The sequence below is a fragment of the Geodermatophilus siccatus genome, assembly GCF_900103785.1.
Lineage (GTDB): Bacteria > Actinomycetota > Actinomycetes > Mycobacteriales > Geodermatophilaceae > Geodermatophilus > Geodermatophilus siccatus.
Genome location: NZ_FNHE01000002.1, coordinates 469177 through 495708, shown reverse-complemented (window position 1 = coordinate 495708; position 26532 = coordinate 469177). Strand labels below are relative to the sequence as shown.

22 protein-coding genes are annotated in these 26532 nt (G+C 75.9%); 14 read left to right on the top strand and 8 right to left on the bottom strand.

Going from position 1 to position 26532, the window contains the following annotated elements:
• The first annotated feature begins 20 nt into the window (after positions 1-20).
• Positions 21-3377: a cation-translocating P-type ATPase gene (locus tag BLS21_RS05510; protein WP_217635996.1), complete on the top strand. Its 3357-nt coding sequence runs from the start codon at positions 21-23 to the stop codon at positions 3375-3377.
• 333 nt (positions 3378-3710) lie between these two features.
• Here the strand turns inward: BLS21_RS05510 and BLS21_RS05505 are convergent, their stop codons facing one another.
• Positions 3711-4310, bottom strand: a complete 600-nt coding sequence (locus BLS21_RS05505; RefSeq protein ID WP_091214866.1) for an Rv1733c family protein — start codon at positions 4308-4310, stop codon at positions 3711-3713.
• A gap of 289 nt (positions 4311-4599) precedes the next feature.
• On the opposite strand from BLS21_RS05505, the gene BLS21_RS25745 reads away from it, so the two are divergent.
• From BLS21_RS25745 to BLS21_RS05490, 3 genes are read left to right on the top strand one after another with little or no spacing between them, the layout of a single operon-like run.
• Entirely contained in the window at positions 4600-6168 is a 1569-nt protein-coding gene (locus BLS21_RS25745) for a DUF4389 domain-containing protein (RefSeq protein WP_245700078.1), read from the top strand.
• Positions 6165-6449 (top strand): hypothetical protein, encoded by a 285-nt coding sequence (locus BLS21_RS05495; RefSeq protein ID WP_091214861.1) that lies wholly within the window; start codon positions 6165-6167, stop codon positions 6447-6449. The genes BLS21_RS25745 and BLS21_RS05495 overlap by 4 nt, the downstream gene beginning before the upstream one ends.
• A 1-nt stretch (position 6450) precedes the next feature.
• Complete coding sequence (locus BLS21_RS05490) at positions 6451-7788, top strand: wax ester/triacylglycerol synthase domain-containing protein (protein ID WP_091214858.1); 1338 nt, start codon at positions 6451-6453, stop codon at positions 7786-7788.
• Positions 7789-7844: 56 nt separating this feature from the next.
• Here the strand turns inward: BLS21_RS05490 and BLS21_RS05485 are convergent, their stop codons facing one another.
• Entirely contained in the window at positions 7845-8312 is a 468-nt protein-coding gene (locus BLS21_RS05485; protein ID WP_091214855.1) for a pyridoxamine 5'-phosphate oxidase family protein, read from the bottom strand.
• A 289-nt stretch (positions 8313-8601) separates the two neighbouring features.
• Positions 8602-11016, bottom strand: coding sequence for a phosphoketolase family protein (locus BLS21_RS05480; protein ID WP_091214853.1), 2415 nt, complete (start codon positions 11014-11016; stop codon positions 8602-8604).
• Positions 11017-11294: 278 nt separating this feature from the next.
• Between BLS21_RS05480 and BLS21_RS05475 the strand changes: the two genes are divergently transcribed.
• A complete protein-coding gene (locus tag BLS21_RS05475) occupies positions 11295-11966 on the top strand; it encodes a response regulator transcription factor (RefSeq protein ID WP_281241906.1) in 672 nt (223 codons plus the stop codon).
• A 34-nt stretch (positions 11967-12000) separates the two neighbouring features.
• Here the strand turns inward: BLS21_RS05475 and BLS21_RS05470 are convergent, their stop codons facing one another.
• The 3 genes from BLS21_RS05470 to BLS21_RS05460 form a co-directional block, all read right to left on the bottom strand.
• A complete protein-coding gene (locus BLS21_RS05470; RefSeq protein WP_091214850.1) occupies positions 12001-13722 on the bottom strand; it encodes a GAF domain-containing sensor histidine kinase in 1722 nt (573 codons plus the stop codon).
• 124 nt (positions 13723-13846) lie between these two features.
• The gene (locus BLS21_RS05465; RefSeq protein WP_091214848.1) at positions 13847-14269 is read right to left on the bottom strand and encodes a pyridoxamine 5'-phosphate oxidase family protein; all 423 of its coding nucleotides are present in this window, start codon (positions 14267-14269) and stop codon (positions 13847-13849) included.
• A gap of 134 nt (positions 14270-14403) precedes the next feature.
• Complete coding sequence (locus tag BLS21_RS05460) at positions 14404-15072, bottom strand: CBS domain-containing protein (RefSeq protein ID WP_139177022.1); 669 nt, start codon at positions 15070-15072, stop codon at positions 14404-14406.
• 245 nt (positions 15073-15317) lie between these two features.
• Here BLS21_RS05460 and BLS21_RS05455 point away from each other — a divergent pair, with 245 nt between their 5' ends.
• Genes BLS21_RS05455 through BLS21_RS05440 form a run of 4 tightly spaced genes read left to right on the top strand, consistent with a single transcriptional unit; the run spans position 15318 to position 19061 of the window.
• The gene (locus BLS21_RS05455; protein ID WP_139177021.1) at positions 15318-16319 is read left to right on the top strand and encodes a universal stress protein; all 1002 of its coding nucleotides are present in this window, start codon (positions 15318-15320) and stop codon (positions 16317-16319) included.
• A gap of 22 nt (positions 16320-16341) precedes the next feature.
• Entirely contained in the window at positions 16342-17340 is a 999-nt protein-coding gene (locus BLS21_RS05450) for a zinc-dependent alcohol dehydrogenase family protein (protein ID WP_091214839.1), read from the top strand.
• 46 nt (positions 17341-17386) lie between these two features.
• Complete coding sequence (locus BLS21_RS05445) at positions 17387-17872, top strand: cation:proton antiporter regulatory subunit (RefSeq protein WP_091214836.1); 486 nt, start codon at positions 17387-17389, stop codon at positions 17870-17872.
• 7 nt (positions 17873-17879) lie between these two features.
• Positions 17880-19061 carry a cation:proton antiporter gene (locus BLS21_RS05440; protein ID WP_091214834.1) on the top strand — a complete coding sequence of 394 codons (1182 nt, stop codon included), beginning with the start codon at positions 17880-17882 and terminating at the stop codon, positions 19059-19061.
• A 13-nt stretch (positions 19062-19074) separates the two neighbouring features.
• Here the strand turns inward: BLS21_RS05440 and BLS21_RS05435 are convergent, their stop codons facing one another.
• Together BLS21_RS05435 and BLS21_RS05430 are read right to left on the bottom strand one after the other, a co-directional pair.
• Complete coding sequence (locus BLS21_RS05435; protein WP_091214831.1) at positions 19075-20271, bottom strand: dipeptidase; 1197 nt, start codon at positions 20269-20271, stop codon at positions 19075-19077.
• 21 nt (positions 20272-20292) lie between these two features.
• Entirely contained in the window at positions 20293-21771 is a 1479-nt protein-coding gene (locus BLS21_RS05430) for a DNA-binding protein (protein WP_091214828.1), read from the bottom strand.
• A 122-nt stretch (positions 21772-21893) separates the two neighbouring features.
• Between BLS21_RS05430 and BLS21_RS05425 the strand changes: the two genes are divergently transcribed.
• From BLS21_RS05425 to pqqB, 5 genes are all read left to right on the top strand, one after another.
• On the top strand, positions 21894-23054 hold the full coding sequence (locus BLS21_RS05425) for a glutathione-independent formaldehyde dehydrogenase (RefSeq protein ID WP_091214825.1): 1161 nt from the start codon (positions 21894-21896) through the stop codon (positions 23052-23054).
• A 164-nt stretch (positions 23055-23218) separates the two neighbouring features.
• The gene (locus BLS21_RS05420) at positions 23219-23683 is read left to right on the top strand and encodes an MSMEG_3727 family PQQ-associated protein (RefSeq protein ID WP_091214822.1); all 465 of its coding nucleotides are present in this window, start codon (positions 23219-23221) and stop codon (positions 23681-23683) included.
• A 14-nt stretch (positions 23684-23697) separates the two neighbouring features.
• Positions 23698-25428 (top strand): PQQ-dependent dehydrogenase, methanol/ethanol family, encoded by a 1731-nt coding sequence (locus tag BLS21_RS05415; protein WP_091214819.1) that lies wholly within the window; start codon positions 23698-23700, stop codon positions 25426-25428.
• A 5-nt stretch (positions 25429-25433) separates the two neighbouring features.
• Entirely contained in the window at positions 25434-25556 is a 123-nt protein-coding gene (pqqA, locus tag BLS21_RS05410) for a pyrroloquinoline quinone precursor peptide PqqA (protein ID WP_139177020.1), read from the top strand.
• An 81-nt stretch (positions 25557-25637) separates the two neighbouring features.
• Positions 25638-26531, top strand: coding sequence for a pyrroloquinoline quinone biosynthesis protein PqqB (gene pqqB / locus BLS21_RS05405; protein ID WP_091214813.1), 894 nt, complete (start codon positions 25638-25640; stop codon positions 26529-26531).
• Position 26532 lies beyond the last annotated feature (1 nt).

The following is a 26532-nucleotide window of genomic DNA, read 5'->3' as shown; positions in this document are numbered from 1 at the left end:
GGGAGCCGCAGGCTCGGCACGTGAGCACCGGCACCGCACCCCCGACCACGGACCGTGCTGTCCCCACGGGACGGCCGCACGGTCGCCGCGAGCTGCTGCGGCGGTGGGTGGCGGCCACCTGGCTGGGTGAGACCGCCGGTTTCCTCCTGCCGACCGCCGCCGTCCTCGCCGGCGCCGACGACCCCGGGGACCTGCTCGCCGCCGCCGTCCTGGTGGCGGCCGGAGCCGGGGAGGGCGCAGTGCTGGGCTGGGCGCAGGCCGGCGTGCTGGGCCGGGTGCTGCCGGGCTTCCCCCGACGGGACTGGGTGGTGCGGACGGCCGCCGCCGCGGCGGCCGCCTGGGCCGTCGGGCTGACCCCGGCCGCTCTCGGCGGCGCGGTGGGGCAGTGGCCGATCGGGCTCCAGGTCGCCGGGGGGCTGGCCGGAGGGGTGCTGCTCCTGACCGTCCTCGGCGGAGCGCAGTGGTCGGTGCTCCGGCGCCTCGTGCCCCGGAGCGCACGGTGGATCGGCTGGACCGCGGCCGGCTGGCTGGCCGGCCTGGGGGTGTTCACGGCGGTGACCACGCCGCTGTGGCAGCCGGGCCAGGAACCGGGCGTCGTGGCGCTGGTCGGGGTCGTCGGCGGCTGCGCGATGGCCGCCACCGTCGCCGTCGTGACCGGCTGGGGGATCGTGCGGGTCCTCGGGGTCCGCGCTCCCGCGGCCCCGCAGGGGGTGACACCCGCGCCCCGGGCCTCGGCACCGTGGGCGCTCCCGGCCGAGCAGGTCGCCGCCGAGCTGGGGGTCGACCCGGCCACCGGGCTGGACGACGCGACGGCGGCCGCGCAGCTGGCGACCGACGGCCCGAACGAGGTGCGGACCCGCCGGCCGGTGTCCCTCGCGCGCTCGGTGGCCGACCAGCTGCGGGACACGCTGATCCTGGTGCTCCTCGCGGCGGCGGTGCTGACCGCCGTGATCGGGGACCTGGTCGACCTGGCGGTGATCCTCCTGGTGGTCGTGGTCAACACCGCCCTGGGCGTGGTGCAGGAGCGCCGGGCCCTCCGGGCGACGGCCGCGCTCGGCGAGCTGGTCGCGCCCAGCGCCCGGGTGGTCCGGGGCGGCCGGGACCTGTGGGTGCCGACCCGCGAGCTGGTGCGCGGCGACGTCCTGCGGCTGACCGCGGGGGACGTCGTCGGCGCCGACGCCCGGCTGGTGCGCAGCACCAGGTTGCAGGTCGACGAGTCCCCGCTCACCGGGGAGTCACTGCCGGTGGACCGGTCGGCCGGCACGGTGTCCGCCGCCGGGACGGCCCTGGGCGACCGGGCGGGGATGGTGCACGCCGGGTCCACCGTGGTGCGGGGCACGGCGGAGGCCGTGGTCACCGCCACCGGGGCGGACAGTGCGGTCGGCCGGGTGTCCTCGCTGGTGCAGGGGGCGGCGCAGCCGCTGACCCCGCTGCAGCGGCGGCTGGCGAGGTTGGGGCGGCAGATCGCCGGAGCCGTGACGGTCGCCTGCCTGCTGTTCGTGGCCTCCGGGCTGCTGCGCGGCCAGCCGTGGGAGACGACGGTCGTGGCGGCGGTGGCGCTGGCCGTGGCCGCCGTCCCGGAGTCGCTGCCAGCGGTGGTGGCCCTGGCGCTCGCCGGCGGGGCGTCGCGGATGAGCCGCCGGGGTGCCGTCGTCCGGTCGCTGCCGGCGGTGGAGACGCTGGGGTCGGTGACCCTGCTGGCCACGGACAAGACCGGGACGCTCACGGCCGGGGCGATGGTGGCCGACCGGGTGTGGACCCCGGACGACGGCGCGGCGCGGGTGGCGGCCGAGGCGTCGCCGGCCGTCCGCCGGGTGCTCGAGGCGGCGGTGCTGTGCAACGACGCCGACCCCACGGGCGCGGGCGCGGCGGGGTCGGCGGGGACGGCGGACACCGAGACCGCGCTGGTGCGGGCGGCCCTGGGCGCCGGGGTCGACGTGGCGGCCGTGCGGGCGGCGTACCCGCGGCTGGCGGAGGAGCCCTTCGACGCGGTCACCCGGCGGATGTCGACGACGCACCGCGGTCCCGACGGGCGCACGACCGTGGTGACCAAGGGAGCCCCGGAGGCCGTGCTGCCGGGACTCCCCGGCGAGGAGGCCGCCGCCGTCGTCGCCGCCCGCTGGGCCGCCGAGGGCACCCGGCTGCTGGCCGTCGCGCGGGACGGCGTCCTGCTGGGGCTGGTCGGGATGGACGACCCGGTGCGACCGGGGGCGGCCGCGGCGATCGCCTCGTGCCACCGCGCGGGCATCCGTCCGGTGCTGGTGACCGGTGACCACGCCGGCACGGCCGAGGCCGTGGCGCGGGCGGTCGGGCTGGTCGACGAGCGCCACCCGGTGGCCGACAGCGTGCTGGCCCGCGTCGAGCCGGAAGGCAAGCTGCGCCTGGTCACCGGCTGGCAGGGCGACGGGCACGTGGTCGCCATGACCGGCGACGGGGTCAACGACGCCCCGGCCCTGCGCGCGGCCGACATCGGCGTGGCGATGGGGCAGCGCGGGACCGAGGTGGCCAAGGAGGCAGCCGACCTGGTGCTCGCCGACGACAGCCTGGCCACCGTCACCGCGGCGGTCGCCGAGGGACGGCGGGTGTTCGACAACGTCCGCCGCTTCGTCGGCTACGGCGTCGCGGGCGGCGCGGCCGAGGTGCTGGTCATGCTCGGCGGGCCGTTCCTCGGGCTGGCGCTCCCGCTGCTGCCCGCGCAGGTGCTGTGGGTCAACCTCCTCACCCACGGGCCGGTCGGGGTCGCGATGGGCAGCGAACCCGCGGGGCCGGACGTGCTCGCCCGCCCGCCGCGGCGCCCCTCCTCCGGCGTCTTCGACCGGCGCCTGGTGGCCCAGGTGGGCGGCCTGGCGCTCGCCGTGGCGGCGGTGTGCCTCGGGGTGGCGGTGGCCGCCCGTGCCGGCAACGGGCCGTGGCAGACCCAGCTGTTCGTCACGCTGGCCGTCGCCCAGCTGGCCCTGGCCCTGGCGCTGCGGCCGCGGGGCGCCTGGCGGTCCGGGCGCAGCGGGGTCTGGGTGCCGGTCGCCGTCGGGGCCAACGCCGTCCTCCTGCTCGCGGCCGTCTACTCGCCCGGGTTGAGCACCCTGCTGGGCACCGAGCCGCTGACCGCGGTGGAGCTGGCGGTCTCCGTCGTCGTTGCGCTCGTGCCGGCCGCCCTGCTGCTCGTGGTGCGCGCCGCCCGTCGCGGCGGGCGCGCCCGGCCCGGTCCAGCGTCCTCCCCACCGCCCACCCGGCCGACCGAGGACCTCCCCCGCTCGGGGCGCGAGCTGTTCCACCTCAGCGCGACCGAACGCAGCGCCGCCCGCACCGTGGCCCGCCGGCGGTCACCGCCGCCCACTCGCGCGCGTCGGTCGGGATGGTGCTGCGCCGTCCGGAGCTGACCTCGTCGAAGCGGTCCATCGGCATCGTCCTTGCCAGCGGCGCCAGCTCGACCTCTTCCCGACGAGTTGATCATGGGGCTGTTGCGCGGGGGCACGCGCAGACACGGCGCCGGCCGGCGCAACGAGCCCGTGATCACCTGCCGAGGAGTGGCTGACCACCCGCTCAGCTCCGCCGGAGCCCGGCACACGTGGTCGGTACCTCCAGCGGCTGGCGCACCGGGTCGGTGGCCAGGCCGAACCGGATGGCTGCGCCGGCTCTTCCGGCGCCAGGGGGGCGGTCGGCTCCGGTGGCCCGGGTGGCCCGGGCACCTGGCCTGGTCAGGCACGGAGCCCTCAGGGCACGCGGCGGCTCCAGGTCGGCTCGATCTCGGCCCACTCCCGCGTCCAGCGCCAATCCCGGTGCCGGTCCAGGACCCAGCACAGCACCGCGTACGCCGTCCCCGTCACGAGCACTGAGGCCGCCCAGCCGATGGTGACGAAGACGATCGTGCTGCGCACCACCTGCAGTGCAGTCATGGGGTCGGCCGCTGGTCGGCCGTCGGCGGTCGTCCACGCGCGGACCCGGTCCCCGGCGCGCGTGCCGGCCGGGGCCCAGACCTGCACCTGCACGGGCACCCCGTCCGGGGCCACCCACTGCACCGTCGTGCCGGGTCGCCCACGACCGGGCCGGATCTCTGCCGCGGACGGCGCGTCCTCGAGCGCCACCGCGGTCACACGGGTCAGCCCGGCTGCTTGCTCTCGCGCGACCGCCTGCAGCCGCTCGTGGACGACAGTGCCGACGGCGAGCGCCACCGGGATCGACACGAGGACGACCAGGACCAGGACCAGCCGTGCGGCGAACTGCACGCGGTCGGAGCCGCGCTTGAGCGGACCGCGGCCCAACGTGAACGCCCGCAGCGTTCGCCAGGCGGGGAACGGGACCTCGGCACCCATCACGCGCTCCTCCCCCTGAGCTCGCCGCAGGGGACACCCGGCAGGTACCGAGCATCCGGCCACGGCGGGCCGCGATCGAGGGGCGCAGGTCCCGTCGGCGGCGGCGGCCCCGTTCCGTCCGGCCGCAGTCCCCTGTGCCGCACGCCCGGATCGGCCAGGGACCTCCGTCCCGCCGTCCCGTGGACCGATGGCGGTGTCGGACCCCGGGGGACCGCCGGAGGCTCGGTACAACCCCACCGCCGGCCGGTGCTACCGCGCGGCCCGAGTGGGCGAAGCGGAGGTCGATGCCGTGACCGAGACCCATCCGCCCTACCCGGTGCGGGTCGACGCGTCGCTGGACGTGCCGCTCTCGCGCTGGCTGTGGCTGGTCAAGTGGTTCCTGCTGATCCCGCACTTCGTCGTGCTGGCGTTCCTCTGGATCGCCTTTCCCGTGCTCACGGTCGTCGCCTGGTTCGCGATCCTGTTCACCGGGCGCTATCCGCGGGCGCTCTTCGACTTCGACGTCGGGGTGCTCCGCTGGAGCTGGCGGGTCCACTACTACGGGTACGCCGCCCTGGGGACCGACCGGTACCCGCCGTTCACCCTGGCCGACGTGCCGGACTACCCGGCCCGGCTCGACGTCCCGTACCCGGAGCGGCTGTCCCGGGGGCTGGTGCTGGTCAAGTCGTGGTTGCTGGCGCTCCCGCACTGGCTGGTGGTGGCGCTCTTCGCCGGCGGCGGCCTCTGGATCAGCACGTCGCCCGCGGACGACGTGCGGTGGGACGACAGCTGGGGAGCCGGCGGGCTGGTCGGGCTGCTGGTGCTGGTGGCCGCGGTCGTGCTGCTCTTCACCGGCCGGTACCCGACCCCGCTGTACGACTTCGTGCTCGGCATGGACCGGTGGGTGCTGCGGGTCGCGGCCTACGTCGCCCTGATGACCGACCGGTACCCGCCGTTCCGGATGGACCTGGGCGGCGCCGACCCCGGCTCACGTCCGGTGGGCCCGCACGGTCCGGTGCCGCAGCCCTCGGCCGGCACCCCGCCGATGGCGGTCCGTGGGCACCCGGGTCGGCAACCGTGGAGCGGGTGGAGTGCGGGTCCGGTGCTCGCCGTCGTGACCGGCGCGGTCCTGCTCCTAGCCGCAACCGGCCCGATCGTCGGCGGCGCAGGGCTCGCGTGGGCCGACACGACCCAGCGCCAGGACGGCTACGTGTGGTCCGCAGCCGACGACCTCTCGACCGCCGGGTACGCGCTGACCACCGACGACGTCACCCTGGACACCGCGGGGGAGGAGTGGGTGGTCGACGAGTTCGTCGGCGACGTCCGCGTCGAGACCACCGCGGCCGAGCCCGCGACCGGGGTCTTCGTGGGCGTGGCGCGATCCGCGGACGTCGACCGGTACCTGGCCGGGGTCGAGCACGGGCGGGTCGGCGATCTCGGTCCGGACGGCGGACTCGGCACCACCGCCGAGATCCGCGGCGGAGCGCCGGCGTCCCTCCCCGTGGACGAGGACTTCTGGGTCGCCTCGGTGCAGGGGCCGGGCACCCAGACCCTGCAGTGGACGCCGTCGGACGGCGACTGGACGGTCGTCGTGATGCGGGCCGACGGCTCGGCCGGCGTGGACGTCGACGCGCGCGCCGGGGTCACCGTGCCGGCGCTCCCGTGGCTGTGGGCCGGCCTGCTCGTCCTCGGCGGGGTGCTGGCCGTCGTCGGGGCACTGCTCGTGGCCCTGGGCGTGCACCGGGCCCGCTCGGGTCCGGCCGGGCCCGTGTACCCGCAGTACGCCCCACCGCCCGGACCGGTCGCGCCGCCGCCGCCGCCGCGCCCGGCGCCGGCGGACACCCCGCAGGTCGGCACGACCCCGGGGAGCGAGCGGTGACCCGCAGCGTCCGGAGGCGGCCCCAGCAGCCGGCCGCGCGAGCGGTGGCCCTCCGGTCCGCCGCCACGGGGGCGTTGGCCACGGGGGCGCTGGCCGTCGGCGGGCTGGCCGTGGGGTCCTTCGCCGCCGGCGCCCTGACGGTGGGCGCGCTGACCGTGGGCCGCCTCGCGCTCAAGCGGGGGGAGATCGAGGACCTGCGCATCGCCCGACTCCACGTCGGCGAGCTCACCCTCGACCAGCCGCTGCGCGGGCCGGGAGCGGCCGGCGCAGCGGCGGGCTGACGTGGAGGGCGCCGGCGTCCCGGTCGACCGGGCGAGCTCGGCCGACCTCGCCATGCGGGCCATCGACACCGGCGGCACCGTGCCCATGCAGTTCGCCGCGGGGCTCGTGCTCGGTCCGGGCTGCACCCCGGACGACGCGCTCGGCGCAGTGGTGGCCGAGCGGCTGGGCCGGGTGCCGCGGTTGCGGCAGCGGCTGGTCGGTGCGCCACCGGGCGCCGGTCGCCCGGTGTGGGTCGACGACCCGCACCCCAGCACGGCCGCTCACGTCTCCGTGCTGCGCTGCCCACCACCCGGCGACGAGCAGGCGCTGCTCGACCTGGCCGCGGAACTGGTCAGCACCCGGCTGCCCGCGGACCGGCCGCGGTGGAGCGCGACCGTCGTCCGCGGACTGCCCGAGGGCCGCACCGGTGTCGTCGTCGTCCTCTCGCACGTGCTGGTCGACGGCGTCGGCGGGCTGGCGCTGCTGGCCTCCGTGGTGGACGGCGCCGGCGCACCCGAGCCGCGCGCTCCGCGGCCGCGCCCGTCGTACCGGCGACTGGTGGCCGAGGCGTGGGGGGTCCGCGTGCGGTGCCTGACCCGCTGGCGCTCGGGGCTCTCGGCGGTTCGGGACGCCCTGCGCGCCGGCGGGGGGCTGCACGCACCCCGGGCGGCACCCTGCTCCCTGCTGGCCCCCACGGGGCCGCACCGGCGGGCCGCGGTCGTGCGGGTGGGGCTGGAGGCGCTGCGGCGGGCGGCCCACCGGGCAGGTGGCACGGTCAACGACGCGCTGCTGGTCGCGGTGGCGGGTGCCCTTGGTGCCCTCCTGGAGGGGCGGGGGGAGACGGTCGACCCCCTGGCCGTGACCGTCGTCGTCTCCGGACGCCGGTCGGCCGCGGGGAGCGACCTCGGCAACGCCAACACGCCGCTCGTGGTCGCCGTGCCGGTCGTCGGAGATCCGGCCGAGCGGCTGCGTCGGTTCGCCGGCACCGTCCGCGCGGCCCGGGCGGCGGCCACCGCACCGCCGCTCATCGCCCTGTTCGGGCCGGTGTTCCGGGCGCTCGCGGCCGCCGGCGGCTACTCCTGGTTCCTCGCCCACCAGCGCCGCTTCCACACGCTCGTGAGCAACGTGCCCGGACCGGACGGGCGGCTCACCCTGGCCGGGAGGACGGTGGAGGCGATCCTGCCAGTGGCCGCGGGTGAGGCCGGCAACGTCACGGTCTCGTTCGACGCGCTCTCCTACGCCGGCACGCTGGCCGTGACCGTCATGGCCGATCGCGACCGGGTGCCGGACCTCCCGGTCCTGACGGCTGCGCTCAGGGCCCAGTTCGCCGCGCTGGTCGAGCCGGCTCCGGTGGGCTGAGCGGGCGCGGCCTGCGGGGAGCTGAGCGGGCGCGGACGGGCGCTGCGACCGATCGGTCAGAGGTAGGCGCGCGGGTCGACCGCCGGTGGCAGCTCCCCGGGCACGACCCGTCGCCCCGTGACGTGGTGCGGGATGAGCCGCAGCCAGTGGCCGTGCTCCCCGGGCGCCCAGGGGTGGACACCGACGTCGTGGGTCCGCCGCACGAGCTCGGGGCCGTGCGCCTCGGTGACCTCCTCGGCGAGACCACGGACGAGCACGCTCCACCCGCTGCGCGCGAACTGGTCGATCTCGTCGACCTCGAAGGTCACGTTCGCGTGCTGGGCCGCGCTCAGTTTCGTCCCCGGTGAGGTCCGGATGACGATCGTCTCGCCGTCCATGCCGTAGTTGACCGGGAAGATCAGCGGGTAGTGCTCGGCGTTCACCCCCAGCCGGCCGACCTGCTGGGTGCGCAGGAGCCGGTAGCACTCGTCGACGGGGATCTCGGTCCCGGTCGCATCCGTCCCCCGGGTTCCCGAGTCGGTCATCGTCGCCCCGCCTCCCTCGTCCGGTCGGGGACCCCGAGCGCCTCGACCACGCGCTCACCATGCCGCCGTGGTGGCTCCCGGCACAACCGGGGCCGGTCGGGCCGCGGCGCCGGGACGCCGATCAGCGCGCGGTGATCCCCCGCACCTCCCCGGCGACGACGGCGAAGCCCCGGCCGGCCTCGACGCGACCCACGGTGCCCGTTCTCGGGCGTGCGCGAACCGGACCCGAGCCGACCGCCCGGGGGGCCTCGACCGCGGGCGGTGACCTCGGTCCCGCCGGCGCCAGGGGTCAGCGCTGCCAGGTCCAGTCGCGGACCTCGGGCAGGTCGTCGAGCGCCACGACGACGTGCTCCCGGTGCCGCCGCAGCTGCTCCCGGCACAGCCGGGCCAGGGCGTCGCCGCCCTCCGGGACCCGACGGGACCGGCGCAGCGCCTCCAGGACCAGGTCGTAGCGGCTCATCCGGTTGACCACCACCATGTCGAACGGCGTGGTGGTGGTGCCGTGCTCGGTGAACCCGCGGACGTGGAAGCGGTCGACGTCCGGCCGGCCGTGCACCAGCGGGTGGATCGCCCGCGGGTGGCCGTGGAAGGCGAAGACGACGTCGACGGTGTCGGTGAACAGGTCGCGGAAGCGCTCCGGCGAGAACGCCGCCGGGTGCTCGCCGGGTGGCAGCAGGCCCATGAGGTCGACGACCTCCACCACCCGGACGCGCAGGTGCGGGACGTGCTCGCGCAGCAACTGCGCCGCGGCGAGGACCTCCATCGTCGGGACGTCACCTGCGGCGGCCAGGACGACGTCGGGTGAGTCGGTGCGGGCGCGGTCGGGGTCCTCGGTCCCGGCCCACTCCCACACCGCCGCCCCGGCCGACACCAGGGTGCGGGCGGCGTCCAGGTCCAGGTACTGCAGGTGCCGCTGCTTGTCGACGACGACCAGGTTCACCCGGCCGCGGCTGCGCAGGCACTCCTCGGCGACGACCAGGGTGCTGTTGGCATCCGGCGGGAACCAGATGCGGGTCACGTCCGGCGCCAGCGGCGCCACGGTGTCGATCAGGCCCGGGCCCTGGTGGGAGAAGCCGTTGTGGTCGTTGCGCCAGGTCGTGCTGGTGAGCAGCACGTTCAGCGAGGGCACCGGGCTGCGGCCGGGTTCGGTGGCCGCCGTCTGCAGCCACTTGGCGTGCTGCACGACCATCGAGGCGCTGACCATGGCGAACGCCTCGTAGGTGGCGAAGAGGCCGTGCCGGCCGGTGAGGGTGTAGCCCTCCAGCCAGCCCTCGCACAGGTGCTCGCTCAAGACCTCCACCACCCGGCCGTCGGGTCCGATCGCCTCGTCGCCCGGCTGCAGGGGCAGCATCGAGCACCGGTCGGTGACCTCGAAGACGGCGCCGAGCCGGTTGCTGTTGGTCTCGTCCGGCGAGAACAGGCGGAAGTCACCACCGCCGTCGGCGCGTCCCGTGCGGACGAGCAGGTCGCGCAGGTACCCGCCCAGCGGCCGGGTGGTCTCGTGCTGCAGCACGCCGGGGACGGGGACCGGCAGGGCGTGGTCGGCCAGGTCGGGCAGGGGCAGCGGGCGGACCCGGAAGCGCGGGCCCCCGGCCCGCGGCGTCGCGGACAGGCGCAGATCGCCGTCCGGCACCAGCGCGGCCAGCTCGGGCACCAGCCGCCCCTCCGCGTCGAAGGAGTCCTCGGGCCGGTAGGAGCGCAGCCACCGCTCCAGCTGGGCCAGGTGCGCCGGGTCCTCGCGCACCCGGCTCAGCGGCACCTGGTGGGACCGGTGCGTCCCCTCCACGGGGACCCCGTCCACGGTGCGCGGCCCGGTCCAGCCCTTGGGCGTGCGGAGCACGACCGCCGGCCAGCGCAGCGGCACCCGGCCCCGGCCCGCGCGCGCCTCGGCCCGGAGGGCGCGGATCCGCGCGTGAGCGGTGGACAGCGCGGCGTCGAGCTCGCGGAACACGGCGCGCGGCTCGTCGCCGGCGACGACGACCGGGTCCCAGCCCTGGCTGTGCAGGTAGGCGCCGAGGTCGGCGTCGCTGCTGCGGCCCAGCACCGTGGGACCGGAGATCTTGTAGCCGTTGACGTGCAGGATCGGCAGGACGGCGCCGTCCCGGCGCGGGTTCAGGAACGCCGGCAGGCGCCACGAGGCGGCCAGCGGCCCGGTCTCGGCCTCGCCGTCCCCGACCACGCAGGCGACCAGGAGGTCCGGGTCGTCGAAGGCGGCGCCCGCCGCGTGCAGCAGGGCGTACCCCAGCTCGCCGCCCTCGTGGATGCTGCCGGGGATGTGGACGCCGGCGTGGCTGCTCACCCCGCCCGGCGTGGAGAACTGCCGCACCAGCCGGGTCAGCCCGGCCACGTCGGCCGAGACCTCGGGGTGCACCTCGCTGTAGGTGCCGTCCAGGTAGGCACCGGCCAGGACCGCCGGGCCGCCGTGCCCGGGGCCGGTGACGAGGAGCGTCTCCTGGCCGGTGCGGCGGATCAGCCGGTTGAGCAGCGTGTGCACCATGGTCAGCCCGGGACTGGTGCCCCAGTGGCCGAGCAGCCGCGGCTTGACGTGCTCCGGGCGCAGGGGCTCGCGCAGCAGGGGGTTGGCCAGCAGGTAGATCTGGCCGGCGGTCAGGAAGTTGGCCGTCGCCCACCACCGCAGGTCGAGGTCCAACGCCTCGTCCGGATAGGGCCGCGCGCCGGCCCTGGGGGTCTCGACGGTGGTCATCGTGGGGCTCCAGGGTGGTGTCGGGGACTGGTCCCGATGCTGCGGACGTCGGCGCCGCGGCGACGGGGGCCTAGGTCCCGGATCGACGTGCCCTTCGCTCCGCGACAGCCGCCGGTCTTGGAGCACGCCGGCGTCCCCTCCGGGTGACCAAGGCCCCGGCGAGCGGGGCCTTGGTCCCTGCCGTGCGGACCCGGTGGTGCGCCTAGCCTGTCGCGACGGCCGCGCGGCGGCGTGCCGGCGGAGGCGGGGCTGCGGTGGCGCGAGGGAGTGGGTGGCTGGTGACCGAGGGAACCGGGGTGGTCAGGGTCTTCCTGCTGGACGACCACGAGGTGGTCCGCCGTGGCGTGGCGGACGTGCTCGCTGCGGACCCGGGCATCGAGGTCGTGGGCGAGGCGAAGAACGCCTCGGAGGCCCTGGCCCGGGTGCCCGCGCTGAAGCCGGACGTCGCCATCCTCGACGTCCGGCTGCCGGACGGGGACGGCGTCACGGTCTGCCGTGAGCTGCGGTCGAGGATGCCGCAGCTCAAGGTGGTCATGCTGACGAGCTACAGCGACGACGAGGCGCTCTTCGAGGCGATCATGGCGGGCGCCTCGGGGTACCTGCTCAAGCAGATCCTGGGCCAGGACCTGGTCACCGGCGTGCGGACCGTGGCGGCCGGTGGTTCGCTGCTGGACCCCATGGCGGCGACCGCGGTGATGGAGCGGCTCCGCCGGGCCGCGGAGCCGGCCGGTCCGCTGGCCAGGCTCAGCGAGCAGGAGCGCACCGTGCTGGACCTGATCGGGGAGGGGCTCACCAACCGGCAGATCGGCGAGCGCATGTTCCTCGCCGAGAAGACGGTCAAGAACTACGTCTCCCACCTGCTGGCCAAGCTGGGCCTGGAGCGCCGCACCCAGGCGGCGGTCCTGGCCACCGAGCTGCGCGGCGGCACGGCGCCCCCGCGCAGCGGCTGACCGCTCCGGCGACCGGTCGACGCCGGGTCCACTCTCAGCGCAGCGGAGCCCACCACCGCAGCCGGGTGCCCCCCTCGGGCAGCGCCTCGACGCTCGCCCCGCCGCCCCGACGGACGGCACGCTCCTCGAGGTTGCGCAAGCCGCTCCGTGCAGCGTGCGGGTCGATGCCCCGGCCGTCGTCGGTCACCTCCAGGACGACCTCGTCGGTGACGTCGAGGGTGACGGTGACGTGGTCCGCGCCCGAGTGGCGCGCGGCGTTGCTCACCGCCTCCCGGGTCACCGCCTCGACGTCGGCGGCGAGGTCGCCGGTCACCAGGCTGTCCACGGCACCGGACATGCGCACGGTCGGGTGCAGGTGGGGTCCCGCGGTCTCGGTGACGATGTCCAACACCCGGCGGCGCAGGCTCGCCGACCGGTCGACGTCCTCGGTGCTGTGCAGGTCGAAGATCGTCGTCCGGATGTCGCGCACGGTCTCGTCGAGCTGACCGATGACCTCGCCGATCCGGCGCCTGGCGTCGGGGTCCGGGACGCGGGGGATGACCGACTGCAGGCTCAGGCCGGCGGCGAACACCCGCTGGATGACGTGGTCGTGCAGGTCACGGGCGATCCGGTCGCGGTCCTCGTACACGTCGAGCCGGCGCGCGAACCGCTGGCGGGCCGCGAGGTCGAGCGCGGCGGCTGCCTGGTCGACGAAGGCGGCGATGAGCGGAGTCGTGGTCGCGTCGAACGCCGGGGTCCCGGCACGTCGGGCGGCGATGACGACGGCCTGCTCGCTCTCCGTACCGCGGAGGGGCACGGCGATGCAGGGCCCCCAGTCCACGTGGGCGGTGGGTCCCCGGTGGTCGGTGCCCCGCAGGTCGACGGTGACGACGCCCTCGGTGGCCGCCACGGCCTCCAGGACCGGGGTGTCCTCGGTCGTCAGCCGCTGTCCGGTCAGGTCGTCGAGCCCCTCACCGACCTGGACCCGGACGTCGAAGGCGCCGTCGGCGGAGGAGGGGCCGGCCACGATCCACACGCCCTCGGCCCGGGTGAGCTCGCCGACCCGCGTGGCCACCAGCCGCAGTGCCTCGTCGGGCGACGGGGCGTCGAGCAGGCCGGCGCGCACCTCGGAGATGGCGGTCGTCCACCGCCGCCGCTCCTCGGCCTCCTGGTACAGACGGGCGTTGTCGATGGCGATGCCGGCCGCGCCGGCGAGGGCGGTGAGGACCGCCTCGTCCTCGGCGGTGAACTCGCCGTTCCGCTTCTCCGTCAGGTAGAGGTTGCCGAACACCTCGCCACGGACCAGGACCGGGACGCCGAGGAAGGTGTGCATCGCGGGGTGGTGCGGGGGGAAGCCCACGGAGGCCGGGTGCCGGCTGAGGTCGGCGATGCGCAGCGGGTAGGGCTCGGTGATCAACTGGCCGAGCACGCCCTTGCCCTCGGGAAGGTGGCCCATCCGCGCGGCCAGGTCGTCGTCGATGCCCACGTGGATGAACGCGGCCAGCCCGCCCTCGGGCGCCAGCACACCGAGCGCCCCGTAACGCGCGTCGACGAGGTCGGTGGCCGCCTCGACGATGCGTCGCAGGGTCGCCTCGAGGTCCAGCCCGGTCGAGACGGTGAGGAAGGCGTCGAGCAGGTGCTGGATGCGGGTCTGGCTCTCGGCCACGGTCGCCAGGCGTTCCTGGACCTCCTCCAGCAGCTCGGCGAGCCGCATGCCGGCCAGCGGCGAGTCCGCCGTGCGGCTGCTCGAGCGAGTGGTGTGCTGCCGGGTCGGCATGGTCGGGTCACCCCCTCCGATCGAGCCTGGCACGCACGGCCGCTCGGTGGAACCCGCGTTCCCAGGGACGGTGTGAGCCCGGTCGCCGGCGCTCGTCGGGAGGCGTGGCACTGCGCCGTCGGGGTCAGGGAGCCCGGGTCTCGGTCCGCCACCCGCTGAGCAACCCGATGCGGACCGCGACGTAACGACGGACGCGCGTCGCCCCCGGGACGGGCCAGGGGAGGGCGTCGAGGACGGTCACCTCGGCCGGCTCGTCGATCGATCGGGAGGGGCCGACCACGGTGACGCTCCAGCCGGTCAGGGTCGAGTCGTCGTAGGAGTCGACGCCGAGGGCGACCACCGCGCCCCACCGCCGGGGTGCGAAGGGGCTGTCCGGGAGGGCCGGGATGACGACCTCGTCGTCGTGCACGCGGTAGGAGACGGGCTGGATCGCCGGCAGGGCGTTCCGCGTGAAGGCGAGCCGGCCGATCCGGCCGCCCAGCAGCAGAGCCCGGCACTCGGCGTGGTCGAGCGGCACGAGGGTCCTGTCCGCGTCGCTGGTGCGCATGGTGGTCCTCTCCGCTCGACGGTCAGCAGGAGGGCCCAGCGCCCACGGCCCCGGGACCCGCCCGGCCGCCGTCCGAGCCGTCGACGCCGACGACCACGGGACCGGGGGAGAGCGATGTCGTCATGGTCGTGGACTCAGGGAGGCGTGGGGACCGCGGTGGTCACGTCCGAGGCCCGGACGTCGCCGGCCGGCAGGACCCGGGCCCCCACGACCCCGCCGACCGTCCGGGCGAGCGCGGAGAGTGCCTGCTGCTCGACCTCGGCCGTCGGCTCCGGGCGGCCACGGGTGCGCCGGATGGTGGCCACCCCCTCGCTGACCGTGACGTCCCATGCGTCGAGCGCACCGGTGTAGCCCTCCACCAGTCGCAGCAGCTCGTGCCGGATCTCCTCGTCCGGACGGACCAGGACCCGCAGCAGGTCGCGACGGCTCACGATGCCGACCAGTCGGTCGCGGTCGACCACGGGCACGCTGCGCAGTCGCTCGTCGACGAAGAGCCGCGCGACGTCGGCGACATCGGCCGTGGCCTCGACCGACCGGACGTCGCCGGTCATCACCCCGTGTACGAGGACGGACGGGGCTGCTGCCGGCGCCTCCCCGTCGCGGCGCAGGTGGAGCCGGGGGTCCGGCGGCATGCGGTCCCGGAGGACGTCGGCCTCGGCGACGATGCCGACGAGCCGGTCGTCCTCGTCGACGACGGGCAGTGCCGCGAAGCCGTGCTCGGCCATCACCTCCGCCGCGTACCTGGCGGAGGTCTCCGGTCCGACGGTGACGACCTGGCGGGTCATGACGTCTCTGGCCTGCACGGCTCCTCCTCCACGGCGGGTCCTCGTGCCGGACGCTAGAAGCCGGCCCGGCGGTCCCCCAGGGTCGGCGGGCGCACCTCGGACGGGACCTCCGTCCCTCCCCGGCGGAGGGACGGGAGCCCCTGCCCACCGAGGGTCGGGTCGAAGGTCCCCCGGGGCCGGGTCGACCGACCGCGGTCCCGGCCGGGCGTGCCGGGCCAGGCTCGACCCGGCAAGCACCGGACCAGCGGGCAGGGGTGGACGGCATGACAGGTGAGGCGACGGGCACGGGGACGGCCGGACGCGCGGACGACGGGGGTGGCGCACCGGGCAGCGCCCGGGTCGTGGTCGGTGTCGACGGCTCGCCCGGCGCCTTCGCCGCTCTGGTCTGGGCCCTCGCGGAGGCGGCCCGCTCGGGCGCGGACGTCGAGGTGGTCAGCGCCTTCCCGGTCGGCGACCACTGGAACGACCCGCTCCTGATCGACCCCCGCCGGGTCGAGACCCTCCGGTCGGACACCGAGGCGCGCGCCCGCGCCTTCGTCGCCCGGGCGATGAGCGACCCGGCGGTGACCGCGGTGCCGCGCGCCGCGGCGGTCGAGGTGTCCTTCACGATCGCCGCGGGGGAGCCCGCCGAGCACCTGGTGCACCTGGCCCGGGGTGCGCGCCTGCTCGTCGTGGGCAGCCGCGGGCGGGGCGGCGTCCGCAGCACCCTGCTGGGGTCGGTGGCCCTGCACTGCTCCACCCACGCGCCCTGCGCGGTCGTCGTCGTGCACGCGCCGCTGCAGCCGGCCGCCGCGCGCGTGGTCGTGGGCTTCGACGACTCACCGGTGGCCCGCACCGCGCTGGCGCGGGCGGCGGAGGAGGCCGGGCGCCGGGGGGCGGCCCTCGAGGTGGTCGCCGCGTACCAGCCGGTCGTCTACTGGAGCGACGTCGTCGCCGTCGTCCCGCCGCCGTTCGACGAGTCCGTGCCGGAGTTCCGGGGTCGCGTCGAGCGCCTCGTGGCCGAGGTCCTCGGCGCGCCCCTCGGCCAGGACGTCTCCGTGGTGGCCGAGGTGGGCCCCGCCGGCGAGGTGCTGGTGCGCCGGGCGGAGGGCGCCGAGCTGCTCGTCGTGGGCAGCCGGAGCCGGAGCCGCCTGGCCGGCATGGTCCTGGGCTCGGTGGCCCTGCACTGCGTGGTGCACGCCTCCTGCCCGGTGCTGGTGGTCCGTCCGGAGCCGTCCGGCGTGGTCGTGCCCGAGCAGGCAGCCGGCGTCCCGGCCCGCGCCTGACCCGCCGGCCGGGGGATTGGCGGTGCGTGCCTGGGTGGTCGGTACGCCGGGCCAGGTCGACAGCGGGCCCCTGCGGCGGGTCGACCGGGAGGAGCCGGTGCCCGGGCCGGGGCAGGTGCGGGTCGACGTGTCCTGCTGCGGCGTGTGCCGCACCGACCTGCACCTGGCCGAGGGGGACCTGCCGCCCCGGCGGGCCGCGGTGACGCCGGGGCACGAGGTGGTCGGGCGCGTCTCGGCCCGCGGCCCGGGCGCCACCCGGTTCACCGTGGGGCAGCGGGTCGGGGTGCCCTGGCTGGGCAGCACCGACGGCAGCTGCCGGTTCTGCCGGCGCGGCGAGGAGAACCTCTGCACCGCGCCGGTCTTCACCGGCTGGGACGTCGACGGCGGCTACGCCGACGCCTGCCTCGTCGACGAGTCCTTCGCCTACCCGCTGCCGGACGGGCTGGGCGACGAGCGGGCCGCGCCGCTCCTGTGCGCCGGGATCATCGGCTACCGGGCGCTGCGGTGCGCCGACGTGCCACCCGGGGGCCGGCTCGGCGTCTACGGCTTCGGCGGCAGCGCCCACCTCACCGCCCAGGTCGCGCTCGCGCAGGGGCTGCGGGTGCACGTCCTCACCCGCGGCGAGCACAACCGGCGGCTGGCCGAGCAGCTCGGCGTGGACTCGGTGGGGACGGCGACCGACCCCCCACCCGAGCCGCTGGACGGCGCGATCCTGTTCGCCCCGGCCGGCGAGCTGGTCCCCGTGGCCCTGCGCGCGCTGGACCGCGGCGCCACACTGGCCGTCGCCGGCATCTGGCTCTCCCGCATCCCCGCGCTGGACTACGCCGCCGAGCTGTTCGGCGAGCGCCGGCTGCGCAGCGTCACGGCCAACACCCGCCGCGACGGCGAGGAGTTCCTCCGGCTGGCCGGCCGCCTCGGCGTCCGCGCCACCACCGTCGCCTACCCCATGGACGACGCCCCGCGGGCGCTGTCGGACCTGGCCCACGGACGGTTCGGCGGGGCGGCGGTCCTGCACACCTGAGCACCGGCCGCCCGGTACGCAGCCGCTGGTCTGCCACCATGCGGCTGTGGACCTCGAGGAGACCATGCTGCCGGGCGTCGGCGTCCGTTACCGGCTGCGGACCCGCTCCGGCGAGGTCCTCGCCATCGTCCTCGACCGGGAGGGCACGGCCGAGGTCGCCGTCTACGACCGTCGCGACCCCGACCGGGCGCGGGGCGTGCTGCGGCTGGAACCGGACGAGGTCGACGCCGTGGCCGAGGTGCTCGGGGCTCCCCGGCTGACGCAGCGCTTCGCGGACCTGTCCCGCGAGGTCCCGGGGCTGGAGTCGGGACGGTTCCCGATCCGCGAGGGCTCGCGCTTCGCCGGCCGGCCGCTGGGGGACACGCGGGCCCGCACGCTGACCGGCTGCTCCGTCGTGGCGATCGTGCGGGACGCCGACGTCGTCCCCTCCCCGGGGCCGGGCGACCTGCTGCACCCGGGGGACGTCGTCGTGGCCATCGGGTCGGCGCGCGGGCTGGCGGACCTGGAACGGCGCCTGGACGAGCCCGCGTAGGGCGTCGATGGACCACGTCGCCCAGCTGCTGCTCGAACTGGGCCTGCTGTTCGTCGGGCTGTCCCTCATCGGGCTGCTGGCCCGCCGGCTGGGCCTGTCGTCCGTGCCGTTCGTCCTGCTGGCCGCGCTCGCGCTGGGGGAGGGCGGCATCGCCCCGCTGACGACCTCGGAGCCGTTCATCGAGGCGGCCGCGGAGGTCGGCGTGGTCCTGCTGCTGCTCGCCCTCGGTCTGGAGTTCACCGCCGACGAGCTGTTCGCCTCGCTGCGGCACCACGGTCCGTCCGGACTGGTGGACCTGCTGCTCAACGCCCCGCCGGGCTTCGTGGCGGGGCTGCTGCTCGGCCTGCCGTGGCAGGGTGCGCTCGCGCTGGCCGGGGTCACCTGGATCTCCTCGTCGGGGATCGTCGCCCGGTTGCTCGGCGACCTCGGGAGGCTGGCCAACCGGGAGACCCCCGCGGTGCTGTCCGTGCTGGTGCTGGAGGACCTGGCGATGGCGCTGTTCCTCCCGCTGCTCGCCGTCGCGCTCGCCGGTGGTGGGCCGACGACGGCCGTGGCGGGCATCGCGCTGGCAGGGGGCGCCGTCGGGCTGGCGCTGCTGGCCGCCCAGCGGCAGGGCCACCGGCTGGGCCGGCTCCTGGCCTCGGACGACGACGAGCAGGTGCTGCTGCGCCTGATGGGTCTGACCCTGCTGGTGGCCGGGCTGGCCCAGGCGGCGGGGGCGTCGGCCGCGGTGGGGGCCTTCCTGGTCGGGCTGGCGCTGCCCACCGCGGTCGCCGACCGGGCGCGGGCGGTCCTGGGGCCGCTGCGCGACCTGTTCGCGGCGATCTTCTTCGTCGCCTTCGGGCTGTCCACCGACCCGGGCGCGGTGCTGCCCGTGCTGCCCGCCGTCCTGCTGCTGGCCCTCGTGACAGCAGGGACGAAGGTCGCCACCGGCTGGTTCGCCGCCCGGCGGGACGGGGTGGCCGTGCCCGGCCGGCTGCGCGCCGGGACGGCCCTGGTGGCCCGGGGCGAGTTCTCCGTCGTCATCGCCGGCCTGGCGGTGACGGCGGGGGTGACCGAGCTCGGGCCGCTGGCCACCGGCTACGTGCTGGTCCTCGCCGTGGCCGGTCCCGTGCTCACCCGCCTCGCCGAGCCGCGTGCTCGGCCCGCCCGCCCGCGCCCGCCGGCCCCCGGGCGGGCGGCGGCCTGACCCCGCCGGTCGGTCAGGCGCGGTCGAGGTCCTCGATGCGCGCCGTGGACGGACCTCGGCGGGCGGACGCCGACCGCGCCAGCGCCTCGGCCTCGCGGAGGACCCGCAGGACGTTGCCGCCGACCAGCCGGGCGCACTCGTCCCGGCGCCACCCCCGATCGAGCAGCTCGGCGATCAGCGCGGGGTAGCAGGAGACGTCCTCCAGCCCCTCCGGCAGGTCCTCCGCGCCGTCGTAGTCCCCGCCGAGGCCGACGTGGTCGACGCCGGCCACCCGCCGCACGTGCTCGACGTGGTCGGCGACCTGGGCCAGCGTCGCCCGCGGACGGGGGTGGTCGGCGAGGTGCTCGCCCGCCACCGCGGCCCGCACGGCGGCGTCCCTCGGGTCGAGCCCGCGGCGCTCCACCTCGGCCCGGAGCCCGAGCGCCCACGCGCGGCACCCCGGCGACACGAAGTCCGACACGAACGTCACCATGCACACCCCACCGTTGGCGGCCAGTCCGCGGAGGAGGTCGTCGGGGACGTTGCGCGGGTGGTCGCACACCGCGCGGGCGCCCGAGTGGGAGAAGACGACCGGCGCCTCCGTGACCCGGAGCGCGTCGCGTGCGGTGCTGTCCGCCACGTGGGACAGGTCGACCAGCATGCCGAGCCGGTTCATCTCCCGGACCACCTCCTCGCCGAACGCGCTGAGCCCGCCGGTGGCGGGGACGTCGGTCGCCGAGTCGGCCCAGGGGACGTTCACGTTGTGCGTCAGCGTCAGGTAGCGGACGCCGAGCCGGTGCAGCATCCGGAGGACGCCCAGCGAACCGGCGATGGAGTGGCCGCCCTCGGCGCCCAGCAGCGAGGCGATCCGCCCGCGGGCGAACGCGCCCTCGACGTCGTCGGCGCTCAGCGCCAGCTCCAGGTCGTCCGGGTGCCTGCCGATCATGCGGTGCACGAGGTCGACCTGTTCGAGGGTCGTGGCGAGCGCCGCCTCGCCCTGCAGCGCACCGGGCACGTAGACCGACCAGAACTGGGCGCCGACCCCACCCCGCCGCAGCCTCGGCAGGTCGGTGTGCGTGCCCACCACCGGGGCCGCGAGGTCCACCCGGCGCAGGTCGAGACCGGACCCCTCGCGGATCCGCCACGCCAGGTCGTTGTGGCCGTCGACCAGCGGGTGGTGGCGCAGGAGGTCGCGTGCCGTCGTCAGTGCGGCGGGGGGTGCACTCGCCATCCCGGTCCTCCGAGGACGTGCCTACAGCCCGAGGGCCTGGCGGACGGAGGGCGCGTGCCGGCGGGAGACCGGGACGGTCTCGTGGACGCGGGTGTCCGTGGCGAGGAACAGCGTCCCCTTGAAGCCCGGCTCGATCTCCCGCACCCGGCCCAGGTTGACGAGGAAGCGGCGGTGGACCCGGAGGAACCCCTTGTCCACGAGGTCCTGTTCGAGGCGGTCCAGACCCCGGGCGGCGGCCTGCAGCCGTCCCTGGTCGGTGGTGAGCCAGACGTTGTTGTGGTCGGTCTCGGCGAAGCGGATCTCGCGCGGGTCGAGCAGGACCCACCGGTCCTCGCGCAGGGCGACGACCCGGCTGGGCAGGCGGGGGCAGGGGAGGGAGGCGCCGGGACGCCCCGGGGGCGTCGCCGCGTCCGGCGCCCCGGTGTCCGGCACGCCGGCGTCCGACCCGCCCACGTCGGACCCGTCGGCGGAGCCGAGGGCCAGCAGCGCGCCGATCACCTGGGTCCCGGTGAGGACCGGGCGGACGGCGACCGGCAGGGGGGTCCCGAGGAAGGGCACGTAGACCCGCGTCGACCCGCGCCAGCAGGGGTCCTGCCGGGCGCGTTCGGTGACCCAGCGCACCAGCTCGGGCACCCCGGGCACCTGCGGGGTCCACCGCTGCGCCGGGGCGTAGGCCGGGGTGTCGGCGGGTGTGCCGATCAGGACGGCGGCCGCGCTGTTGGCCAGCACGACCTTCCCGGCCGTGTCCACGGCGGCCAGCGGCGTCGCGGACGGCACCCGGGCGTCGGCGAAGGCGGCGGCCAGGAGGGTGCCGGTGTGCCGCGCCCGCTGGCGCAGCTTGGCCTCGGTGGCCGCGGCGACCCGGCTCAGCCACGGCAGCACGGCACCGGGTTGCGGCGTGCGCCAGCAGGAGACGTTGAGCACGGCGAGCGGCTCGTGCGTGACCACGTCCCGCACCGCGACGCCGGCACACGTCCAGGGGTCGAAGCTGCGGCACCAGTGCTCGGGGCCCCGGACCAGGACCGGGCGCTGGCTCTCCAACGAGGTCCCCATGCCGTTGGTGCCGCTGGTCCGTTCCGCCCAGATCGACCAGGCGGCGAGGTTGCTGTCCGCGGCGAGGCGGAGCAGCCGCCGACTGCCCCAGGAGGCCAGGACGCGGCCCTCGCAGTCGGCCACGGTGACCAGGCCGTCGAGGCCGTCCACCTCCCCGGCGGCGCAGGCCGCCCACCCCCCGAGCTCGGCGAACACCACGTCGTGCCCCATCGAGTGCGCGCTGCCCTCCGCCGCGGCAGGGGCGCGTTCCAGGCCCGGGTCGACCTCGTACTCCTCGCGGCACCGGTACCAGGACACGAGGATCTCGGAGCGGACGCCGTGGACGGTGTCCGCTCCGGCGGCGAAGCGCTCCCGGGCGGTGGCGATCCGTTTGAGGTCGTCGTCGGAGAGCACGGCTCCGTTCGTGGCCGGGAGCGCGCCGTTCGTCAGGCCTTTCGCGCCGTTCATCCCGTTCCCCTTGGGCTGTGGGGGGACGCGTCCCAGGCTCGGGCCGCGGTCGAGGAGCAGCAGGCTAGCGGGCCGGGCGCGGTTCCAGGGCGCACCCGGCAGCCGGAGGGGGGCGGGCGGCCATGCGGGCGGTGGTCTACCGGAGGCCCTTCGAGGTGGCGGTGGAGGAGGTCCCCGACCCTCGGATCGAGCAGCCGAACGACGTGATCGTGCGGGTCACGTCGACGTGCATCTGCGGAACGGACCTGTACCTGTACGAGGGGCGGGCGGGCGTCGAGCCGGGCACGGTGGTCGGCCACGAGAACCTGGGCGTCGTCGAGGAGGTCGGCGCCGGCGTCACCGCCCTGGAGCAGGGCGACCGCGTCGTGATGCCGTTCACCGTGGCCTGCGGCTTCTGCAGGAACTGCCGGGCGGGCTCGAGCGGCTCCTGCCTCACGGTCACCCCGGCCGGTCGTGCGGGGAGCCCCTACGGCGGCAGCCCCTACGGCGGCGTCACCCCGGCCCCGTGTGCCGGCGGGCAGGCGGAGTACCTGCGGGTCCCGTACGCGGACGTCAACTGCCTGCCGCTGCCCGCCGGCACCGACCACGAGTCCGACTACGTCCTGCTCTCCGACGTCTTCCCCACCGGGTACCACGGCTGCCGCCTCGCGGGGCTCTCGCCGGGAGGGACCGTCGCGGTCTACGGCGCCGGGCCGGTGGGACTGATGGCGGCGTACTGCGCGCTGCTCTGCGGCGCGTCGGGCGTCTTCGTGGTCGACGGCCGTCCCGAGCGACTCGCCATGGCACGGGACATCGGGGCCGTCGCCGTGGATCCCTCCGCCGGCGACCCGGCGCAGCAGATCAGGGACCTCACCGGTGGTGAGGGCACCGACACGGGGGTGGACGCCGTCGGCTTCCCGGTCCCCACCGAGACCGGCGACGGCGAGGAGCCCGCGGCGGTCCTGGACCAGCTCGTGCGCACGGTGCGGCCCACCGGCGGGCTGGGCGTCCCCGGCCCGTGCGTGCGCCGTGGACCGGACGGGGTCGTCCCGGACGCCGGGCCCGGCACGCTGCTCGTCACGATCGGCACGCTGGTCGACAAGGGCCTGCGGCTGGGCACCGGGCGGGCGGACGCCAGGCGCTACGACCGGCAGCTGCGCGACCTGATCACCGAGGGCCGGGCCAGACCGAGCTTCGTGGTGTCCCACGAGCTGCCGCTCGACGAGGCGCCGAACGCGTACCAGATGGTCGACCAGCGCGTCGACGGCTTCACCAAGGTCGTGCTCAGGCCCGATGCCGCCTGATCGTCGCGCGGCTGCAGGAACCGGAGGGGGAGGAGGTGCCATGGCCACCCAGGTGCCGGCCGAGCGCGGGACGGCGGGCCGTCGTCCGGGGGCCTGGCCGTGACCGACCCCGGCACGGCAGGCACCCCATCAGTCCGCTTCGACACAACCAGGAGGGAAGGTCGATGACGACCACCGCATCGGAGCGATCCTCGGCGCTGCGCGAGCTCGGCCTGGACGGGCAGAACCAGGCGACGATCGGCCGGCTGCTGGCCACCGGGAACATCGGGCACGCCGAGGAGGGCGACGACGGCCGGATGCGCGCGCGGATCCGCATCGTGCCCGACCAGCTGATCTGGGACCCCTCGGTCCTCGTCCTGCCCCACGGGGGGCACCTGGACATCGAGTTCGTCAACGACGACCAGAACACGCACTGCGCGCTCGTGCCGAGCAACGGCGACAGCAAGTGGATGTGGTTGCCGAACTACTCGCGCGGGACCATGTCCGTCACCCTCGACGGCCCTGGTTACTACTGGTTCAGCTCCAACATCGGCAACGACGAGGGCCGGGGCCTGATCGGGGCGATCGTCGTCAGGGGCGACGTCCCGGAGTCCGCTCGGCTCGACCGCCCGAAGCAGCCCCGACCGTAGACAGGACTGGGTCAATGACCGACATCCAGGACAGGACCGACATCGAGTACGGAGAGGCCCCGCCGCCGGTCGACTTCGGGTCGCTGACCACAGCGCCCGGGACCGCGCCGCCGGTGGCCCAGGACGTCACGTACGAACGCATCCTCGACGCCCGCTCGGAGCCGCAGAACTGGCTCACCTACTACGGCGCCTACGACGGGCAGCGGTACAGCCCGCTCGACCAGATCACCACCGAGAACGTCGTCCGCCTGACCCCGGCCTGGGTGTTCAGCTTCTCGCCCCACGGGCTGCACGCCGGCCAGTCGACCTACGCCTTCGAGAACTGCCCGATCGTCGTCGAGGGCGTCATGTACGTCTCCGGGTGGGACGGGTGGGTCTGGGCGCTCGACGCCAAGACCGGGCAGCTGCTGTGGCAGTACAAGCACGCGATCCCGTTCGACGTCTCGCTGTGCTGCGGCAACGTCAACCGCGGGGTCGCCGTGGCCCACGGCAAGGTCTTCGTCTGCACCCTCAACGCCCACGTCCTCGCGCTCGACGCCACCACCGGCGAGTGCCTCTGGGACGTCACCAGCGGGGACGTGCGCGCCGGGGAGAGCCTCACGGTCGCCCCGCTGGTCGTGAAGGACCGGATCGTCGTCGGCAGCTCCGGCGGCGAGTTCGGGGTGCGCGGCCACCTCGACGCCTACGACATGGAGACCGGGGAGCGGGTCTGGCGGTGCTACACGATCCCGAAGCCCGGCGAGCCGGGCTCGGAGACCTGGCCGCAGGAGGGGGAGGCCTGGGCGCGGGGCGGCGCCAACGGCTGGATCACCGGCACCTTCGACCCGGAGACCAACCTCCTGTACTGGGGCACCGGCAACCCCGCGCCCGACTTCGACGGCGAGGTCCGGCCGGGCGACAACCTCTACACCGACAGCGTCATCGCGGTGGACGCCGACACGGGGGAGATCCGCTGGCACTACCAGTGCACCCCGCACGACCTGTGGGACTACGACAGCAACATGGAGTGCATCCTGTTCGAGCAGGACGGGCGCAAGCTCCTGGCCCACTTCGACAAGAACGGGTACTGCTTCGTCCTGGACCGCACGAACGGCGAGCGGGTGCGGATCTTCCCCTTCGTCGACCGGATCACCTGGGGCGAGATCAGCCCCGACGGACAGGTGACGCCACGGATCTACCCCGACAAGGAAGGCGAGGAGGTGCACTTCTACCCCGGGCCGGCCGGGGCGAAGGAGTGGACCCACGCGGCGTACAGCCCGAGGACGGAGCTGTTCTACGTCCCGGTGCAGGACACCGGCGCGACGGTCGCCCGGCGGCGCCGGGAGTTCAAGGAGGGCATCCCCTACTGGGGCGCCGCCGTGACCGTGGACGCGAAGGACATGGCGGGGTCGGTGTCGGCGTTCAACGCCTCCGGCGAGGAGGTGTGGCGCTGGCGCAACGACCTGCCGATGTGCGCCTCCGTGCTGGTCACGGCGGGCGACGTCGTCTTCGCCGGCACGCCGTCCGGGACGTTCGTGGCCCTCGACGCCCGCAGCGGCGAGTTCCTGTGGCAGTTCAACTGCGGCAGCGGCCACCACAGCAGCCCGATCACCTACAGCGTCGAGGGCAAGCAGTACGTCGCCGTCCCGGTGGGCTGGGGCGCCTGGGTCGAGGGCTTCCTGCCCGGGATGATGGGCGGCCCGCACGGCCAGGCGATGTTCGTGTTCTCGCTGCCCGAGGACATCGACTCGGCAGGGGGGAGGTGACGGCGATGGACCAGGAGCTCTGCGTCTCCCCGCTCCGCACGGAGGAGTGGGAGACCCCCTCCTTCGAGGAGATCCGGGTGTCCGCTGAGGCGACCGCCTACATGGGCGTCCAGGAGGACTGGGACTAGACGGATCCGGGCGGAGAGGCGTCGGGCGGTGCGGTCCGGCGCCTCTCCGTCTCCGCACTACCGGGAGGACCACCGATCGACATGTGGGTGCGGGTGCTGGGTTCGGCGGCGGGCGGCGGGTTCCCGCAGTGGAACTGCGCCTGCCCCCCGTGCCGGGCGGTGCGCGAGGGGTCGCGGCCGGCCCGTCCGCGCACCCAGTCGTCGGTCGCGGTGAGCGCGGACCGCCGGCGGTGGTCCCTGCTCAACGCCTCACCCGACGTCCGTGCCCAGCTCGAGTCCTGCACCGACCTGCACCCCGACGGGGCGGGGGAGGTGCCGCTGCAGGCCGTGCTGCTCACGGACGCGGAGCTGGACCACACGCTGGGACTGCTGCTGCTCCGCGAGGGGGGTGGCCTCGTCGTGCACGCCACCGAGGCGACCCGCGACACGCTGCACGACGGGACGGCGCTGCTGCGCACGCTCGAGGCCTACTGCCCGGTCGAGTGGCGGCCGGTCGTGCCGGGCGCGGACGTGCCGCTCGGCGACGGGCTGTCGTACCGGGCCTTCGACGTCCCCACGACCAAGCGCGCGCGCTTCGGCTCCGGTCCCCGGGAGGGGCGGGTCGTCGGCTACCGCCTCACCGACGAGCGCAGCGGCCGGGCGCTGGTCCACCTGCCGGTGCTGCAGGCGCTGACCCCGGAGGTGTGTGCCCAGCTCGAGGACTGCGCCTGCCTGCTGGTCGACGGCACCTGCTGGTCCGACGACGAGCTCATCCGGCTCGGGCGCGGCGGCCGGACGGCCCGCGAGATGGGGCACCTGCCCATCAGCGGCCCCGGGGGCAGCCTCGAGCAGCTCGCCCCGCTGCCCGTCGAGCGCCGCATCTACGTCCACGTCAACAACACCAACCCGATCCTCCTCGAGGACTCGCCCGAGCGGCGCGCGGTCGAGGAGCACGGCCTGGAGGTCGCCGTGGACGGGCTGGACCTGGAGGTGTGAG

Coding starts and splice junctions, on each gene's coding strand:
- pqqA (WP_139177020.1), top strand. CDS start 25,434: ATGGACCAGGAGCTCTGCGTCTCCCCGCTCCGCACGGAGGAGTGGGAG.
- BLS21_RS05415 (WP_091214819.1), top strand. CDS start 23,698: ATGACCGACATCCAGGACAGGACCGACATCGAGTACGGAGAGGCCCCG.
- BLS21_RS05455 (WP_139177021.1), top strand. CDS start 15,318: ATGACAGGTGAGGCGACGGGCACGGGGACGGCCGGACGCGCGGACGAC.
- BLS21_RS05465 (WP_091214848.1), bottom strand. CDS start 14,269: ATGCGCACCAGCGACGCGGACAGGACCCTCGTGCCGCTCGACCACGCC.
- BLS21_RS05425 (WP_091214825.1), top strand. CDS start 21,894: ATGCGGGCGGTGGTCTACCGGAGGCCCTTCGAGGTGGCGGTGGAGGAG.
- BLS21_RS05485 (WP_091214855.1), bottom strand. CDS start 8,312: ATGACCGACTCGGGAACCCGGGGGACGGATGCGACCGGGACCGAGATC.
- pqqB (WP_091214813.1), top strand. CDS start 25,638: ATGTGGGTGCGGGTGCTGGGTTCGGCGGCGGGCGGCGGGTTCCCGCAG.
- BLS21_RS05430 (WP_091214828.1), bottom strand. CDS start 21,771: ATGAACGGCGCGAAAGGCCTGACGAACGGCGCGCTCCCGGCCACGAAC.
- BLS21_RS05440 (WP_091214834.1), top strand. CDS start 17,880: ATGGACCACGTCGCCCAGCTGCTGCTCGAACTGGGCCTGCTGTTCGTC.
- BLS21_RS05505 (WP_091214866.1), bottom strand. CDS start 4,310: ATGGGTGCCGAGGTCCCGTTCCCCGCCTGGCGAACGCTGCGGGCGTTC.
- BLS21_RS05480 (WP_091214853.1), bottom strand. CDS start 11,016: ATGACCACCGTCGAGACCCCCAGGGCCGGCGCGCGGCCCTATCCGGAC.
- BLS21_RS05435 (WP_091214831.1), bottom strand. CDS start 20,271: ATGGCGAGTGCACCCCCCGCCGCACTGACGACGGCACGCGACCTCCTG.
- BLS21_RS05420 (WP_091214822.1), top strand. CDS start 23,219: ATGACGACCACCGCATCGGAGCGATCCTCGGCGCTGCGCGAGCTCGGC.
- BLS21_RS05470 (WP_091214850.1), bottom strand. CDS start 13,722: ATGCCGACCCGGCAGCACACCACTCGCTCGAGCAGCCGCACGGCGGAC.